A 16,385-nucleotide genomic window follows, 5' to 3' on the forward strand; every position below is an offset into this window, starting at 1 on the left:
TACGAGGGGCGCAGCCACGCAGGGCGTGGCGCTACAGGCGTTGGAGCATGGCCGCGTACTCGGCCTGCAATTTCGGCAGCTTTTTCGCGTAGTGCAGGTAATTGCGTTCGGCCATGGATCTGTCTTCGCTGGCGCTGTCATCGAACAATCCGCCACCGCAGAAGTTGCGCAGCACTTGGTGGCGAACGAAGCGGTCCACAGCATCCTCGAGCATGATGTCGTGGGCCTTGACCAGCTTGATTTCATTGCGCGCGATGCGTTTCAGCAGCTTGTTCAGTTCGCGGGCCTGGACCTGCGGGTGTTCGGGGGCGGTGGACGCATACGCGTACGCGTACGACGGCGAGGACGATGCGCCCGGCTCGTTGGCGACGTTCTGTGGAATGGCGCGCGAGTCCGGCAGTCGTCTTGAGGCGTCCTGCCCCGCCGCCTGGGCGTAAGTGGGCAGTCCCCCGTCTGGTCCGATGACCTGGTCATACGTCGGAGGTGTATCGTCTGTATGCGGCGTATCGTTCCCGTGCAGAACTGCACCCGGGCGTTCCAGATAGACAGAGACCCACCGCCGGGTCGTGGTGCTCGATGAGAGCGTAGTGGTAACGGCATCAAGGGGCATCGCAGGGCATCTCCATTGCGCGGGCCGACCGGAAGGCGGCCGCTGATACCGGCGATTCCAGCAGCAGGCTTACGGCTGCGCTTCCAGGTTTCGATCTTTGACGGCCGACGGTACACGGGCGAGGATGGACCGCCTGGACCGCCTGGACCGCCTGGACCGTCTGGACCGGCCAACGGCCGGCGCTACCGCTTCTGGGTCACGATGGTGATGTGGCCGTTGATTTCCAGCAGCGCCATGGAGACTTCGCTAATGTGTGCGCAGCCCTGCTGGCGCATCGCCGCCTCCACGTCGGCACGGGTCACCAGTTCGCGCCGCAGCACCGAGTCCAGCAGCTTGCCGTCGCGGGCGATCAGCACCGGTTCGCCTTCCACCAGCGCTTCTACGCGGCGGCTGCGCTGGCTCAGCCAGCCCACACCGTAGTTCAGGGAGATCAGGGTGGCCGCCAGCAGCAGCCCGCCGCCCAGCGAGGTGTCCTTGCCCAGCAGCGCGTTCTGCACGGCGTTGCCCAGCAGCACGATCAGCAGCACGTCGAACGGGGTGATCTGGCCCAGGGCGCGCTTGCCCGACAGGCGGACCATGCCGAGCACGACCACATACACCACCACGGCGCGCAGGATGAATTCCCACCAGGGCATGGCCAGGTCGAACAGGTCGCTCATGCGAGCCCCAGAAGAGAGAGTGCCTGAAGCATACGGGTAGCGCCGGCCGTTGGCCGGGCTCCTGAAAATAAAAAGCCCCGCCGACCAGGGGGAGGTCAGCGGGGCCGGGGAACGGGCGCTTGGGGAGGAGCCCCCGTTCCGAGATCTGCTCCAGGGGATGGGAGAGATCCACAACAGGCATTGCGCCTGTCGAGGTCTATAAAAGCACCTCGAACATTGATAGTTCGTGAAGGGCGCCAATTAATACTGCGGTGAAACCTAAAACATTCATCGAAGAGTCAGTTTATCGGCCCGCAATGAACCAATTCAGCTTATTCAACGTGATTCACGTCTCAATGCGCCTCATCCCAGTTATCCCCGACCCCGGCATCCACCACCAGCGGGACGCGTAATTGAGCTGAAGACGACATAAGCTCGACCACCTGCGTGCGCAAGGTTTCCAGAAACTCGCTTTCGGTTTCGAATACCAGTTCATCGTGCACCTGCAGAATCATCCGGGCGCGGCCGCCCTGGCCCTGCAGCCAGTCGTCCACCTTCACCATGGCCCGTTTGATGATGTCCGCGGCGGTGCCCTGCATGGGCGCATTGATCGCCGCGCGCTCGGCGCCGGCGCGCAGGCCCTGGTTGCGCGCGTGAATATCGTTCAGATACAGCCGGCGGCCTTCGATGGTTTCCACATACCCCTGGTCGCGGGCCTGCTGGCGCATGCGCTCCATGAAGTCGCGCACGCCCGGGTAGCGGCTGAAGTACAGCGCCACGTAATCCTGGGCCTGGCCCCGGTCGATGCCCAGGTTACGGGCCAGCCCGAACGCGCTCATGCCGTACATCAGGCCGAAGTTGATGGCCTTGGCGGCGCGGCGCTCGTTCGGAGTGACCTCGTCCAGCGCGCGGCTGAATACCTCGGCCGCCGTGGCACGGTGCACATCCACCCCCTGTTCGAAGGCGCGCACCAGGCCCGGGTCCTCGGACAGGTGGGCCATGATCCGCAGCTCGATCTGCGAGTAATCGCAGGCCAGCAGCTTGTGCCCCGGCGGGGCCACGAAGGCGCGGCGGATGCGGCGGCCGTCCTCGGTGCGGATCGGGATGTTCTGCAGGTTCGGGTCCGACGAGGACAGCCGGCCGGTGGCCGCGCCGGACTGGTGGTAGCTGGTGTGGACCCGGCCGGTGTCGGGGTTGACCATCTCCGGCAGCTTGTCGGTGTAGGTGCTGCGCAGCTTGGCCAGCCCGCGGTACTCCAGGATCACCCGCGGCAGCTCGTGCTGTTCGGCGATCGCCTCCAGCGCCTCTTCGTTGGTGCTGGGCTGGCCTTTGGGGGTCTTCACCAGCGCGGGCAGCTTCAGCTCGTCGAACAGCACCGCCTGCAGCTGCTTGGGCGAGTCCAGGCTGAAGGTGCGCCCGGCCAGTTCGGTGGCCTTCTGCTGGGCTGCCAGCATGCGCGCGCCCAGGTCCTGGCTCTGCCGGCGCAGCTCGGCGCTGTCGATGTACACGCCGTTGGCTTCGATCCGGGCCAGCACCGGCACCAGCGGCATCTCGATGCTGCGGTACACGTTGTCCAGCGCGGCCGATTCCAGCAGCTGCGGGTGCAGCACGCGGTGCAGGCGCAGGGTGATGTCGGCATCTTCGGCGGCGTAGCGGCTGGCTTCGTCCAGCCCTACCTGGGAGAACGGAATCTGCTTGGCCCCCTTGCCGGCGACGTCCTCGAACTTGATCGTGGTGTAGCCGAGGTAGCGCATCGCCAGCGAATCCATGTCGTGGCGGGTGGCGGTGGAATTGAGCACGAAGCTCTCGAGCATGGTGTCGTCGTGGTAACCCTGCACGTCCACGCCGTGCCGGCGCAGCACGTGCAGGTCGTACTTGCCGTGCTGGCCAAGCTTCTTCTTGTCGGGGTTCTCCAGCACCGGGCGCAGCGCGTCCAGCACCTGCTGGCGCGGCAGCTGCGCAGGGGCGCCGGGGTAGTCATGGCCAACCGGAATATAGGCCGCACGGCCCGGCTCGACCGCCAGGCTGATGCCGACCAGGTTGGCGCGCATGGCATCGAGCGCGTCGGTCTCGGTGTCGAAGGCGATCAGCTCGGCCGCCTCGGCGCGGGCCACCCAGGCCTGCAGCTGTTCGGTGGTGAGCACGGTTTCGTATTCGCCCGGGGCCGACAGGGCCGCATCCAGGGCCGGCGCCGGCTCGCTGGCCGCGCCGCGCGCGTAGCCGGCGGCGGTGCCGCGCAGGCTCACCGGCGCGTCGCTGGCCGCCGCCGGGGCCGGGACCGGGCCACCCAGCTCCTTCAGCGCCTGGGTAAAGCCGTAGCGCAGGTACAGCTCGCCCAGGGCGGGCACGTCCGGGTCGCGCAGCGCCAGGGTCTGCGGGGTGGCGTCCAGCGCCACGTCGGTGCGGATGGTGACCAGTTCGCGGTTCAGCGGCAGGCGCTCCAGCGCGGCACGCAGGTTTTCGCCGATCTTGCCCTTCATGCCAGGCGCGGCGGCCATCACCCCGTCCAGGGTCTGGTACTCGGCCAGCCATTTGGCGGCGGTCTTGGGGCCGCACTTCTCCACGCCGGGCACGTTGTCCACGGCGTCGCCCATCAGCGCCAGCAGGTCGACGATCTGGTCGGCGCGCACGCCGAACTTGTCCATCACGGTAGCGTCCGAATCCATGCGGCTGCCGGTCATGGTGTTGACCAGCTCGATGCCCGGGCGGACCAGCTGGGCGAAGTCCTTGTCGCCGGTGGAGATGGTGACGGTCATCCCGTCGCGGTGGCCCTGCAGCGCCAGCGTGCCGATCACATCGTCGGCTTCCACGCCCGGAATGCGCAGGATGGTCAGGCCCAGCGCCTCGACGATCTGGCACATCGGCTCGATCTGCGGGCGCAGGTCGTCGGGCATCGGCGGCCGGTTGGCCTTGTAGTCGGCGTACAGGTCGTCACGGAAGGTCTTGCCCGGCGCGTCGACCACGAAGGCCACGTACTCGGGGCGCTCCTTCAGGGTGGCGCGCAGCATGTTGACCACACCGAACAGCGCGCCGGTGGGTTCACCGGCCGCGTTGGTCAGCGGCGGAAGCGCGTGGAACGCGCGATACAGGTAACTGGACCCGTCAATCAGGACTAATCGGCTCATGCGACGATTCTACGCGCCCCGCTGGGGCCATTCCCGGCACCGGCATCACGGGGCATCGGGCATAATCCAGACTCCCCCGACCCAGGAGCCGTGGCCCATGAAAACTCTGCTGCTGGCTGGACTGCTTGTGCTGGCGGGTTGTGCCACCACCGGCGGCGGCGCTGGCGTGCCCCCGGTCGATGTGCGGGGCGCCGATATCGCCAAGCGCGTGATGGACAACGGCGATGTGATCGAGGAGTACCGGGTCAGTGGCCAGCTGCGCATGGTCAAGGTCACCCCCTCGCGTGGCGCGCCGTACTACATGTACGAAGGCAGCCAGCACGGCGGCGTGGACCGGAGCAAGGATGGCACCTCGCCGGTGTACTGGAAGCTCTACAGCTGGTGAGTTGGCCCTGCCGTACCCGATGACGACTCCTGAACGACGCAAACCCATCGACCCCGCGGCCCTGCGTGCGGGGCTGAATGACGAGCAGCGCCAAGCCGTGGACATCCTGGAGCATTTCGGCTGGTCGCTGCGCTTCGTGCGCCGCCCGCTGTTCCGCGACCCGATCCCGGTGCTGTTCGACCGGGCCGGGGAACGCTACGTGGTGGTGCAGCCCGACGGCAGCCTGGACGAGTCCATGGCGTTGAAGCTGCGCCCCTAGATCATCGGATGACCAGCACCGGCACGGTGCTGCGTGCGAGCACTTCGGCGGTCTGGCTGCCGAGCAGGACCCGGGTCACGCCGCGGCGGCCGTGCGAGGTCATCACGATCAGGTCGCTGTTGCGTTCCATGGCCGTGTCGATGATCCCGTCGGCGGCATAGCGGTCCAGCACGTGCACGGTGGTGGCGCGCAGGCCCTGCGCTTCGCAGGCGGCCTTGGCCGGCGCCAGCACTTTCTCTGCGGTCTCTTCGCGGTCGGCCTTGTACTCAGGGCTGTTCATGTAGCCCACGCTCCAGCCCATGGCGTCATACATGCCGACGGCCCAAGGCTCGGAGACAGTGACGATATCGATTTCGGCGTTGAGGTCGCGGGCCAGTTCCAGCCCCTTGAGCAGGCCCTTTTCGGACAGCTCGGAGCCATCGGTGGCAATCAGGATCCGCTTGTACATGACACGCTCCTTGGCTAAGGCAGTGGGGACACCATTGCACACCCGGCGTGGAGAGCGTGCCTTGAGGCGGATCAATCCGGGCGGTCGGCCGGGGCGCGGAGCATGGCCTGCGCGGCGTTGGTGAGTTCCTGCCGGACCCTCGCCGCGCGGTCGGGATCGGCCTGCACCCAGTCGGCGATCTGCGCCGGATCGAACCGTGCCAGCAGGGCGTCGCGGCGGCGGAGCAGGTGTGCGGCCAGCTCGGCTGCCGTGGGCCACGCCGACGCCGCCCCGGCAGGGCCTTCCGGCCAGTGGCGCTCGATGACGGCGGTGAGCGCAGGCACCGGCAGCAGCCCCAGCCGGTAGCCCATTTCGGCAAGCGTATCGGCCACGGCAGGATCGAGGGCGAGCGGTGGCCGGAACAAGCTGGCGATGCTCTCGGACTGGAACCCGTAGGGCCACGCGGTAACGTCCTGCAACGGCCCGCAATCGCCACACATCGCGTCGAAATGACCGACGTTGCCTACATATGCGAGGGGAATGGAGAACAGCGACGGGGGTCGTTGGGCGATGGCCACCGCCTTGCTGGCCGATTTGGGCAGCATCGCGCCCGTCTGGAGGTCGCGGAACCCGAGCGGCCCGCAGGCGCCGAAATCCAGCGACATGCCCACCCGCACCCCGTTCCGGAGGGTGTAGCCGAAGTTCTCCAGCCGGTAGTTGAGGTGGTCCCAGTTGCATAACCAGCGCGAGGCGATGAAATGACGCAGCTGTTCACAGCGCAGGGGTCGCGGTAGCAGGCGGTTCATCGCGTCGAGCGCGTTGAACCGGCGCTGGTCATTGGCGGCATGCTGTTGGGCGTCCTCGCCGCGCAGTGCCCACCACTCGACCCCGGCGTCGTTCAGCAGCCTGGCGTTGTCGGATACGGCCTGCGCATGGTCGGTCCGCAGCGCCTCGTAGGTGCTGCGCGCTGAAGGATCGGCTGCCGCGACCAGCGCCGCAGCCGCGTCACTGACCAGGAAATCGCCGAGGTCCTGGAAGTCCGCCTCGAAGCGTGAGCCGACATGCCGGGACCCGGTCGGCAGGCCCTCGACAGCCGCCACCAGCCCGGTGTCGGGAGCGACCAGCCCGGTGAGCTGGAACAGTTTGCCCAGCGTGACTTCCATGGCGCTGCAGGTGGCGTCGGCCGTTGCCTTCACCCGCCAGCACTCGTCGCCCCGGGTGACGATCATGGCCGGCTGGCTGCCCGCTCCCCGCCAGGGCCGCGCTGGACAGTCGGCCAGATCGAGCATCTGCGGCACCCGGGCCGGTGCGTTGTGCAGATGTGACACCACCAACGCCGGCAGCGATCGGCGCGGCGTTCGGGCCGGCTCTGGAATGCCGGCAAGGGAAGGAAGCGAAGAGGTCCGCTGGATCGCGCTGGTGATCAAGGCCCGTGCCACGGCTGGAGTGGGCACGGACACTATCAGTGTTCGGCCCGCCCGCCGCTCGGACTGGTTGCAAAGCTCACTGCGGAAGGGGCGAACGCCGGCGCGGCGGACGTGTGCGGGTCAGCAGCAGCGCTACCGCCGCGACCGCCGCCGCAGTCACCCAGAAGCCCCACCCCTGCAGCAGCAGATCACGCGCTGCACTGGGCGGGGTGCAGCGCATCCGCAGCAGGTCCAGGCTGCCGCCGCTGTCCAGGCAGGCGGCAGCATGTTCGAACAGGGCCAGCACCGGTGCCGCCCAGCCCGCCGACAGCGTCAGCGCGACCAGTGCAGCCATCAGGTACGGGATTCCCTTGTTCATGTGTGTGCTCCCAGCAGACAGCGCCAGACTCTGGGCGCACGACCGGGGACCGACAAGCGGCACGCGACGAAGCGGGGGAAAACGGGGATGAGTCGCGTTCGAGCGGCGGTAGAGCCGACTGTCAGTCGGCTGCTCTCCCGTCGAATGCGCGGCCAATGGGGTGGTTGCCCCATTGCCCGGTTGCTGCGTTGCTGCGTTGCCGACCAACGGTCGGCGCTACCGGGATCAGGCGACCTTGATTACCCGTGCGCCCTGGCACAGCGGGTAGGTGGCCAGCAGGTCGGCGATGCGCTCGGCCATGGTGTCGAACGAAGCGCCATACAGGTACAGCGCGGTTTCGCTCGGGCCCTGCCACCAGCTGCAGACTTCGCCGTGGCCGTCGATGCGCTCGACGATCTGGTCGAACACATAGTTCGAATCGCACTGTTCGTAGACCTCGTCGGGCAGGTCGGTGCCGTTGAGGTACAGGCCCAGGCCTTCGGTGATGCCGAACGAAACGTCGGGCTCGCCTTCGCGCTGGATCAGTGAACCCTTGGGGGCGCCAAGCTGTTCGAGCAGTTCGATGACGGTCGGCAATGCGGCCGCGTCATGCAGCTGGATTTCCAGGTCGCCGTATTCCACCTCGCCCTCTTCGCTCAGCGCGGTGCCCCCCCCCATGATTTCGCCGATGCCGGCTGCTTCAAGCATCGCCTCGAGCGGGTCTTCGAACAGCTGCAGGCGGTGCTCGGGCTGGAGCCGGGCATTGAGTTTGACGTTGATGGCGACGGGGGTGGTGGACATGGGGATACCTGGAATCTGGCGGGAAAGTGTAGCGCCACGCCCTGCGTGGCCCTACAGGTGCGGAACTACCTTCTTTTTCAGCAGCTCCACCAGCTCCGACTGCATGAAGTCGTAGTCATCGGGAATATCGAGGCAGATCACCCGTTTCCCGTTCAACCACTGCCGGTGCCGGCTGGCCAGCCGCGTGCGGTGCGCCGGCTCCATCACGAAGATGACATCCGCCCACTGCAGCAGCTCGGGGCTGAGCGGCACATCCGCATCGGCGAGCACGCCGGCCGAGGCGGTTTCCACGCCCGGCCAGTCGGCGAACACCTGCTCGGCCGTGGGGCTGCGCAGGCGATTCTGGCTGCAGAGGAAGAGCACATGGCGGGTCATCCGTGACACGCCCGCTCAGATCACGGTGAGGTTGGCGTAGGCCATCACCAGCCACTTGCTGCCGGCCTCGGCGAACTCTACCTGCACGCGCGCGTGCGCGCCGCTGCCTTCGTAGTCGGTGACCATGCCTTCGCCGAAGCGGGCATGGGTGACCATCGCGCCCAGCTTGAGCGGCGGCGCTTCCATTGCGGCGTGGCCGGCCGGGCGGCTCGCGCCGAGCGAGGCACCCCGCGAGACCTGCACCTTGGGGCGCACTTCGTTCAGCAGCTCACGCGGGATCTCGCGCAGGAAGCGCGAAGGCACGTTGTAGTTTTCCTGGCCGTGGATGCGGCGCGATTCGGCGTAGCTGAGCACCAGCTTCTGGCGCGCGCGGGTGATGCCCACGTACGCCAGGCGGCGCTCCTCTTCCAACCGGCCGCTTTCTTCCAGCGAACGCGCGCTGGGGAACAGGCCGTCTTCCATGCCGGCCAGGAACACCAGCGGGAATTCCAGGCCCTTGGCCGAATGCAGGGTCATCAGCTGCACCCCCTCTTCGCCCGCCTGGGCCTGGCCTTCGCCGGCTTCCAGCGAGGCGTAGGACAGGAAGGCGACCAGCTCACTCATGTTTTCCGCGCCTTCCTCGACGTCGTCCTCGCGCCGGGTGAAGCGCGAGGCCACCGAGACCAGTTCGTCCAGGTTGTCCGCGCGCGATTCCGAATCCAGCGCGTTGCGGCTTTCCTTCGACCAGTGTTCGCGCAGGCCGGAACGGATCAGCACATGGTCGATGCGTTCGGCCAGCGTCATCTCGCCGGCTTCATGGTGCAGCTGGTTCACCAGGCTGAGGAAACCAGCCAGCGCGTTGCGCGCGCGGGCGGCCAGCTCGTTGCCCTGGGTGGTCAGCATGGTGGCTTCCCACAGCGAGATCGCCTGGTGGCGCGCCAACCGGCGCACTTCATCCAGGGTGCGGTCGCCGATGCCACGCGTGGGCGTGTTGACCGCGCGCTCGAAGGCGGCGTCATCGTTACGGTTGGTCATCAGCCGCAGGTACGCCAGCGCATCCTTGATTTCGGCGCGCTCGAAGAAGCGCATGCCGCCGTACACACGGTACGGTACCTGCTCGGAAAGCAGCGCTTCTTCAAAGGCCCGCGACTGCGCGTTGCTGCGGTAGAGCACGGCGGCGTCGCCGTAACTGCCACCGTCGCGCACCCACTGGCGTGCGCGCTCGACCACGTAACGCGCCTCGTCCATTTCGTTGTAGGCCGCGTACAGGTCGATGGGGTCGCCATCGCCGCTGTCGGTCCACAGCTCCTTGCCGATCCGGTCCGGGTTGTGCGCGATCACCGCATTGGCCGCGCCCAGGATGTTGGCGCTGGAGCGGTAGTTCTGCTCCAGGCGTACGGTCTGCGCGCCCGGGAAATCCTTCAGGAAGCGCTGTACGTTCTCGACCTTGGCGCCGCGCCAGCCGTAGATGGCCTGGTCGTCGTCGCCGACCACGAACACGTGGCCGCTGTCGCCGGCCAACACGCGCACGAAGGCATACTGGATGGCGTTGGTGTCCTGGAACTCGTCCACCAGGATCTCGCGGAAACGCGAGCGGTAGTGGGCCAGCAGCGCCGGGTTGTCGCGCAGCAGTTCGTGCGCGCGCAGCAGCAGCTCGGCAAAGTCGACCAGGCCGGCGCGGTCGCAGCGTTCCTGGTAGGCCGCGTAGGCCTGGCGCATGGTTTCCAGCCAGGCATCGTTCGGCTCGGGCTGGATGTGCTGCGGGCGGCGGCCTTCGTCCTTCTGTTCGTTGATCCACCAGGCTATCTGCTTGGGCGGATGCTTGCTGTCGTCGATTTCCAGCTGCTGCACCACGCGCTTGACCAGCCGCAGCTGGTCGTCCGAATCCAGCACCTGGAAGCTGTCGGGCAGCTTGGCTTCCTGGTAGTGCAGGCGCAGCAGGCGATGGGCCAGGCCGTGGAAGGTGCCGATCCACGCGCCACGGCTGCCCTGCGGCAGCTGCACGTCGATGCGATGGCGCATTTCACCGGCGGCCTTGTTGGTGAAGGTCACCGCGAAAATGCCGTGCATGGGCACGCCGCAGACTTCGTTGAGCCAGGCGATGCGGTGGATCAGAACGCGGGTCTTGCCGGAACCGGCACCGGCAAGCACCAGATGGTGGCCGGGCGGGGCGGACACAGCTTCGCGCTGAGCGGGGTTGAGCCCGTCGAGCAGGTGGGAGACATCCATGCGCCCATTTTACCCCGCCCGCCGCCAAGCAGGGGCAGGTCAGCCAACCGGTTCAGCCGCCACCCGGTAGGTCACGACCGTTGGTCGTGACGCATCAACGCGGCCATCGCGGCCTGTTGCGCCTGGGTCCGAAGCTCCGGAATGGCCAGGCTTTCCCACAAGGTGCCGATACGCAGGCTGCCGACTACCTGCACGCCCGGCTGCGGCCTGCGCTGCCCGTCCAGCAGGAAACCCGCACTGTCACTGTCCAACCCCAGCCCATGCGGGCCGGGGCGCGCATGCCCATCGGCCAGCAGCTGCTGCAACAGCGGGTTGCGCATGGCCAGCGCGCGGGTTTCCACGCCGGTGGCGTTGATTACGGCACCCACATTCAACGGCGGCAGGCCACCCGCGGCGCCGTGTGCATGCAGCTGCAGGGTGCTGTCCAGCACCAGCAGCGCATCCAGCCGCGCGCGGTGGCGCTGCAGTTGGCCCGATTCCTCCAGTTCCGCCAGCTTCGCATGCACCGTTTCGGCAATGCGGTGGCGGTGCACATCCCAGTACCGCACCACGTGGCGCAGGAAACGGCGCTGGTCAGCTGCATTGAGTCCCTGCCACAGCGCCTGGCCCAGTGGGCGGATGCGGTCCATCACGCCCTGCCACGGAATACCCTTCGCCGCTGCGTCGCGCACATGGCCGCGCAGCGCGCGCATGCGGGCGCGCAATGGCATCGCCAGCAGCGGCTGGGGATCGAACTTGGCGATCCCCCCGTGCGCATGTGGCAGCGGCAGCAGTGCGTGCCGCGACAGCACGTGGATGCGGCCGCGATGACCCGCCGTGGCTAATGCCACCACGCTGTCGGCCATGCTCAGGCCCGAGCCGATGATGGCCACGTCGCCATCGCCGGCCAGCAGGCGCACGCCGTCGTAATCCCACGCATCCACCACGCGGCCGGGCGGCAGGGCCTCGGCACCGGGCGCGGGCAACGGGCGCATGCTGTTGCCGCAGGCCAGCACCACCTGGCGTGACTGCCATTGCTGGCCATCGGCCAGTCGCAACACGTTCCGTGGCGTGCCCGGCTGCAGCGCGATGACCGGTTCGTGCACCACGTGCAGCGTCGCCGGGCTCTGCGCCTGCGCTTCTGCAAGCCGATGCTGCAGGTACGCGGCGTAGTGGCGGCGCGGAAAGAACGTCTCGGTCAGTACGTCGCGCGGAAGGCCTGGCAGTGCATCGGCCTGCAGCAGGTAGTCGACGAAATCACCCGGCTGTTCGGGCAGGCCGCTCATCTTGCCGGCCGGCACGTTGAGCAGGTGCTCCGGCCACGGCGTGGCGTAGGCAATGCCTTGGGCCAGCGTGGACGCGGGCTCGAACAGGACCACCTGTACGGGCGCGGTGGCGCCGCGCAGCGCGTTGAGCGCGACCAGCGCACCGGCCGCACCGCCGCCGATGATGGCCAGGTCGGCCTGGAGCATGGGTTCGGAGTCGGTCATGGCCGCATTGTAGGACATGCGCCCGCAGCGCCCCGTGCGCTACATCAGCGCATCGGCCAGCCGCGCGATGCCTTCGCGGCTGCGTCGCCACGCAGGCCGCAGCCGCCACGCCTTCAGGTCGAGCTGGCGCGACTGCCGCAGATAGTCGTCTTCGATCTCGATCAGCTGTCGTACCAGTCCCCGGTCGTAGCAGAGCATGCCGATCTCGGCGTTGAGCGCGAACGAGCGGATGTCCAGGTTGATCGAGCCGACCAGCGCGATGTCCTCGTCCACGGTGAGGTGCTTGGCATGCAGGAAATGCGGTTCGTACAGCGCAACGCGCACGCCGGCACGCAGCAGTTCGTCGTAGTACGCCTCCTGCGCCCAGGCGGTGAGGTGCTGGTTGTTGCTGGCCGACAGGATCAGCTGCACCTGCACCCCCGACAGCGCGGCGATGCGCAGCGCACTCAACGTGGCCTCGTCGGGGACGAAGTACGGGGTGACCAGCACGATGCGGCGGCGTGCCAGGTGGATCAGCGCATTCACCGCGTCGCGCGCGTTGCTGAAGGGGTAGGCCGGGCCGCTGGGCAGCAGCTGGGTGGGCACGTCATCGGTGCAGACCGGCTCGACCATCATCACCTCCAGGCGCTGGCCGGTTTCCATGTACCAGTCGCTGGCGAACACCGCCTCCAGGTGGGCGACTGCGGGGCCGCGCACCCGCGCCACCAGTTCGCGGTTGGGGTAGCCGGGCACGAAGCCGGGCTGGGCCAGGTTCTGCGAACCGATGTAGCCGACCCGGTTGTCGATCACCGCGATCTTGCGGTGGTTGCGCAGGTCCATCCGCCCGCTGCGGCGCCAGCGCAGCCCGCCGGGCAGCATGGCGCGCACGTCCACGCCCAGCGCCTGCAGGCGGTGGCGGTAGCGGCGCAGGCCACGCTTGGCACCCACCGCATCCAGCAGCAGGCGGCAGTGCACGCCGCGTGCGGCGGCGCGCTGCAGCGCCTGCACCACCGCTTCGCCCACCGCGTCGTCGAACATCAGGTAGTACAGCAGGTGCACGCGGTCGCGGGCCTGGTCGATATCGTCGATCAGCGCCTGCAGCGAGGCGTCGTAGTCGGTCAGCAGCTCCACCGCGTTTCCGTGCACGGGCATGAAGTCGCCCTGGCGCTCGATCAGCGGCACCATTTCGGCGGTGGCGGTATCTGGCACCGGGTTCCAGCGCAGCGGCGGCTGCAGCGCCTGCTCCTCGCGGATCACCTGGGAGGCCTCGGCCTGGCGCTGCACGCGCTGGCGCGACAGCCAGGGGTGGCCGAACAGCAGGTACAGCGGCAGGCCCAGCAGGGGCACGAAGCCGACCAGCAGCAGCCAGCTGCGCGCGGCGCCGGGCGTGGTGCGGCTGGGAATCCAGAACAGCGCGGCCAGCCGGATCAGCCAGTCCAGCATCAACAACCATGAACCCAGCAGCCATTCGAACAGCATCGGTTCGCCCGTTTGGGGGTGTGCCGGCATTCTGCCATGGCCGGCGTGCACGCCCCCGGAAACGAAAAAACCCGCCGTGAGGCGGGTTCTTCGTTGGCCATCGAGCAACCCCGTGAGGGATTACTTGATCTTGCCTTCCTTGTACGGGACGTGCTTGCGCACGACCGGATCGTACTTCGAGAATTCCATCTTCCCGGGGGTGTTCTTCTTGTTCTTGTCGGTCGTGTAGAAGTGACCGGTACCGGCGGTCGAAATCATACGGACCTTATCGCGCTTGCCTGCCATGATCGTCTACTCCTCAGACCTTTTCGCCGCGCGCACGCAGCTCAGCCAGAACGGAATCGATGCCGTTCTTGTCGATGGTGCGCAGTGCATGCGCGGAAACACGAAGCTTGACCCAGCGGTTTTCGCTGGCGACCCAGAAGCGGCGCTCGTGCAGGTTGGGCAGGAAACGACGACGGGTCTTGTTGTTGGCGTGCGAGACGTTGTTACCCGTCTGCACTCGCTTGCCGGAAACTTGGCATACGCGGGACATTGCGCACCTCGATGAAAGTATGTGTCAGCCCATAGCCCGGGCGACGGCGGCCTCGACGGTTTCCCGCCACACGTCATGAGAATCAAAGGGTTACGCTGACGAGGGCAGACCGGATGACGTGTTCCCGGCCACCAATCCGGACAAATCCGGACACAGCGAGCCGCGCATTATGCACGCGCAGCCCCTGCAAGGCAAGGCTTATCCACAGCAAAACCCTGAACGGTGGCGCTCTTGCCCCTGTACCGGGGCGCGCCCGCGTGACATGATTTCACCAAGTGCTGCTGATCGGGACCCGGCGACGGGATAGTAGCGCTGCGAAGGCGGACTTGGTCCGTTCTTTCCTCAGCCATCGGCGGGATAGGCGAAAGCCAACGCGTTTCACTTTCACCGAGACCGTAATTCCAAGGCACCCCAGCGATGGGGTGCCTTTTTTATTCAGGGTCGCGGAATGCCCAGCTTGCTTGCCAACACTTTCTGGACCCGGAACAACCCCTGACCGCGCGGGAGCACCATGCCCTGCCAGTCGCGGTCGTAGGCGCTCACCACCCAGACGCGCACGCGGTTCTGCCGCTCACGTCTCGATATCCGGGTCCAGATGATGTCGCCATGGCCCAGGTCGGTGCAGAAGTACTGTTCCTGAGGCTCGCCACCCACGCTACGGACATGCCGCCGCACCGAAGCGTCGAAGAAGGGCCCACGCATGAAGGCTGCGACAGTGTGACTGAGCTGGTATCGCTTCACGCAGAAATAGCGCTCCTCGGCATGATGCGGGAAGCACGGTCCCCTGCCCTTCTGGTCGGTGAAGACATGGAAGCTGAAGCTCACGTCCACATCGACAAGGACGCCGTGCACCCTCACCTTCACCGAGAACGGATCCAGATGGCGCAGGTCATATCGGAGATTACCCGCAACGAAAGTACCGTAGGACAACGTCTGCTGCCTTGAGCGCAATTCCAGCCAGTGCTCGAGACTAGCTGCGGGTCATCGCCGCCAGGTTTGACGTACTTATCAGATTCGGGGATTGCAGCGGCGGGATAGACCCGTTCTGCACACCGCATGGAGATACTTCAATTTTCGATCATCGGATGCGTCCATGCGACTTCTCGCTGTGACCTATGGAACCGAAGGCGACACCCGGCCGCTGGTGATGTTGTGCCATGGGCTGCAAGCGGCTGGACATGAGGTAATGGTGCTGGCCGAGGGTGGCACGCTGGGCAGCGCGCAGGCGCTGGGCGTGCCGCATGCTGCGCTCGAAGGCGACATCCACGACGAGGTGGTGGCCCTGGTGTCGCGGGGCAACGACATGGCAGCGGCATCGCGCGGGCTGGCGCGGATGGCGCAGCGGCACGTGCCGGCATGGATGCGACAGGCCGACGCGGCCGCGGCCGGGTGCGACGCGGTGTTGACGGGCGGGCTTGCCGCCTTCGTGGGCATGACGGTGGCCGAGCACCACGGCATACCGGTGATCGGAACCGGCATGATTCCACTTACGCCCACGCGCGCATTCGCCTCGCCCTTCCTGCCACGGCTGCGCCTCCCCGGTGTGCTCAACAAGCTCAGCTACGGGCTGGTCAACGATGCCGTGTGGCGCACCTTCCGTCGCCCCATCAACGAAGCGCGGCGGGCGATGGGCATGCCGGCTCGGCGCACCCTGTGGCGTGACGTTCCAATGCTGTACGGGATTTCGCCGAGCCTGATGCCGCCGCCTGCCGACTGGCCGGCCAATCACCATGTGTGCGGGCAATGGCGTGCACCCGATGCGCCTTGGCAGCCGACGCCGGAACTGCAGGCCTTTCTCGATGAAGACCCGCCGCCCGTATACGTCGGCTTTGGAAGCATGACGGGATTTGATCGCAACACGGTGTTGCCGGCACTGCTGCAGGCGCTGGCACCGCGGCGCGTGCTGCTGTTCCCGGGCTGGGCAGGCCTTCCAGACGGTCCGCTGCCAGCGAACGTGTTTGTCATCGGCCCTGCACCGCACGAAGCGCTGTTCCCGCGCTGTTCGCTGGTGATCCACCACGGCGGCAGCGGCACCACCCATTCGGCCTGCCGTGCGGGGATGCCTTCATTGGTGATGCCGTTTGCGGCAGATCAGTTTTTCTGGGCGGCGCGATTGCGGGAGATCGGCGTAGCCGCCGAACCGCTTTCGGCGAAACGCCTGGACGCCGGGACATTGGGGCGGGCGATTGCCGTTGCCGAGCATGTGGACACGCGGGCACGTGCAGCTGCATTGGGACGGGCCATGGCGACGGAGGATGGTGTAGCGAAGGCCGTTCGGCTTATCGAGCAGGGGCAACGCCCGACCAACCGTCGGGCGCTACCCGCGTAGCG

Annotated in this window: 17 protein-coding genes; 3 read left to right on the forward strand and 14 right to left on the reverse strand. The window is 67.1% G+C overall.

What is annotated here, in order from left to right; translation table 11 throughout:
- Positions 1-31: 31 nt before the first annotated feature.
- The 3 genes from AC06E7_RS06135 to polA form a co-directional block, all read right to left on the reverse strand.
- Entirely contained in the window at positions 32-610 is a 579-nt protein-coding gene (locus AC06E7_RS06135) for a hypothetical protein (protein ID WP_478063524.1), read from the reverse strand.
- Between the two features lie 182 nt (positions 611-792).
- Complete coding sequence (locus AC06E7_RS06140; protein WP_217537501.1) at positions 793-1,269, reverse strand: DUF421 domain-containing protein; 477 nt, start codon at positions 1,267-1,269, stop codon at positions 793-795.
- A 332-nt stretch (positions 1,270-1,601) separates the two neighbouring features.
- The gene (gene polA / locus AC06E7_RS06145) at positions 1,602-4,373 is read right to left on the reverse strand and encodes a DNA polymerase I (protein WP_478063526.1); all 2,772 of its coding nucleotides are present in this window, start codon (positions 4,371-4,373) and stop codon (positions 1,602-1,604) included.
- Positions 4,374-4,470: 97 nt separating this feature from the next.
- Here polA and AC06E7_RS06150 point away from each other — a divergent pair, with 97 nt between their 5' ends.
- Entirely contained in the window at positions 4,471-4,758 is a 288-nt protein-coding gene (locus AC06E7_RS06150) for a DUF2782 domain-containing protein (protein ID WP_068847828.1), read from the forward strand.
- A gap of 19 nt (positions 4,759-4,777) precedes the next feature.
- The gene (locus AC06E7_RS06155; RefSeq protein WP_478063528.1) at positions 4,778-5,017 is read left to right on the forward strand and encodes a hypothetical protein; all 240 of its coding nucleotides are present in this window, start codon (positions 4,778-4,780) and stop codon (positions 5,015-5,017) included.
- A 1-nt stretch (position 5,018) separates the two neighbouring features.
- On the opposite strand, the gene AC06E7_RS06160 is transcribed toward AC06E7_RS06155, so the two are convergent.
- The 11 genes from AC06E7_RS06160 to AC06E7_RS06210 form a co-directional block, all read right to left on the reverse strand.
- On the reverse strand, positions 5,019-5,465 hold the full coding sequence (locus tag AC06E7_RS06160; RefSeq protein WP_068847830.1) for a universal stress protein: 447 nt from the start codon (positions 5,463-5,465) through the stop codon (positions 5,019-5,021).
- Between the two features lie 71 nt (positions 5,466-5,536).
- Complete coding sequence (locus tag AC06E7_RS06165; RefSeq protein ID WP_478063530.1) at positions 5,537-6,871, reverse strand: hypothetical protein; 1,335 nt, start codon at positions 6,869-6,871, stop codon at positions 5,537-5,539.
- 76 nt (positions 6,872-6,947) lie between these two features.
- Positions 6,948-7,229, reverse strand: coding sequence for a hypothetical protein (locus AC06E7_RS06170; protein WP_217537498.1), 282 nt, complete (start codon positions 7,227-7,229; stop codon positions 6,948-6,950).
- Positions 7,230-7,454: 225 nt separating this feature from the next.
- Entirely contained in the window at positions 7,455-8,009 is a 555-nt protein-coding gene (locus tag AC06E7_RS06175) for a hypothetical protein (RefSeq protein WP_478063532.1), read from the reverse strand.
- 51 nt (positions 8,010-8,060) lie between these two features.
- On the reverse strand, positions 8,061-8,384 hold the full coding sequence (locus AC06E7_RS06180) for a low molecular weight protein tyrosine phosphatase family protein (RefSeq protein WP_478063628.1): 324 nt from the start codon (positions 8,382-8,384) through the stop codon (positions 8,061-8,063).
- A 15-nt stretch (positions 8,385-8,399) separates the two neighbouring features.
- Positions 8,400-10,592, reverse strand: coding sequence for a DNA helicase II (gene uvrD, locus AC06E7_RS06185; protein ID WP_095363268.1), 2,193 nt, complete (start codon positions 10,590-10,592; stop codon positions 8,400-8,402).
- A 71-nt stretch (positions 10,593-10,663) separates the two neighbouring features.
- On the reverse strand, positions 10,664-12,079 hold the full coding sequence (locus AC06E7_RS06190; protein ID WP_478063535.1) for an FAD/NAD(P)-binding protein: 1,416 nt from the start codon (positions 12,077-12,079) through the stop codon (positions 10,664-10,666).
- Between the two features lie 21 nt (positions 12,080-12,100).
- Positions 12,101-13,519 carry a cardiolipin synthase gene (gene cls / locus AC06E7_RS06195; protein WP_478063536.1) on the reverse strand — a complete coding sequence of 473 codons (1,419 nt, stop codon included), beginning with the start codon at positions 13,517-13,519 and terminating at the stop codon, positions 12,101-12,103.
- A gap of 120 nt (positions 13,520-13,639) precedes the next feature.
- Positions 13,640-13,807, reverse strand: a complete 168-nt coding sequence (rpmG, locus tag AC06E7_RS06200; protein WP_170272460.1) for a 50S ribosomal protein L33 — start codon at positions 13,805-13,807, stop codon at positions 13,640-13,642.
- Between the two features lie 10 nt (positions 13,808-13,817).
- Positions 13,818-14,054: a 50S ribosomal protein L28 gene (rpmB, locus tag AC06E7_RS06205; RefSeq protein ID WP_005411638.1), complete on the reverse strand. Its 237-nt coding sequence runs from the start codon at positions 14,052-14,054 to the stop codon at positions 13,818-13,820.
- A gap of 435 nt (positions 14,055-14,489) precedes the next feature.
- Positions 14,490-14,984 (reverse strand): hypothetical protein, encoded by a 495-nt coding sequence (locus tag AC06E7_RS06210; protein WP_478063538.1) that lies wholly within the window; start codon positions 14,982-14,984, stop codon positions 14,490-14,492.
- Between the two features lie 163 nt (positions 14,985-15,147).
- On the opposite strand from AC06E7_RS06210, the gene AC06E7_RS06215 reads away from it, so the two are divergent.
- The gene (locus AC06E7_RS06215) at positions 15,148-16,383 is read left to right on the forward strand and encodes a glycosyltransferase (RefSeq protein WP_478063630.1); all 1,236 of its coding nucleotides are present in this window, start codon (positions 15,148-15,150) and stop codon (positions 16,381-16,383) included.
- Positions 16,384-16,385 lie beyond the last annotated feature (2 nt).

Source organism: Stenotrophomonas sp. Steno-Z4 (assembly GCF_056393145.1).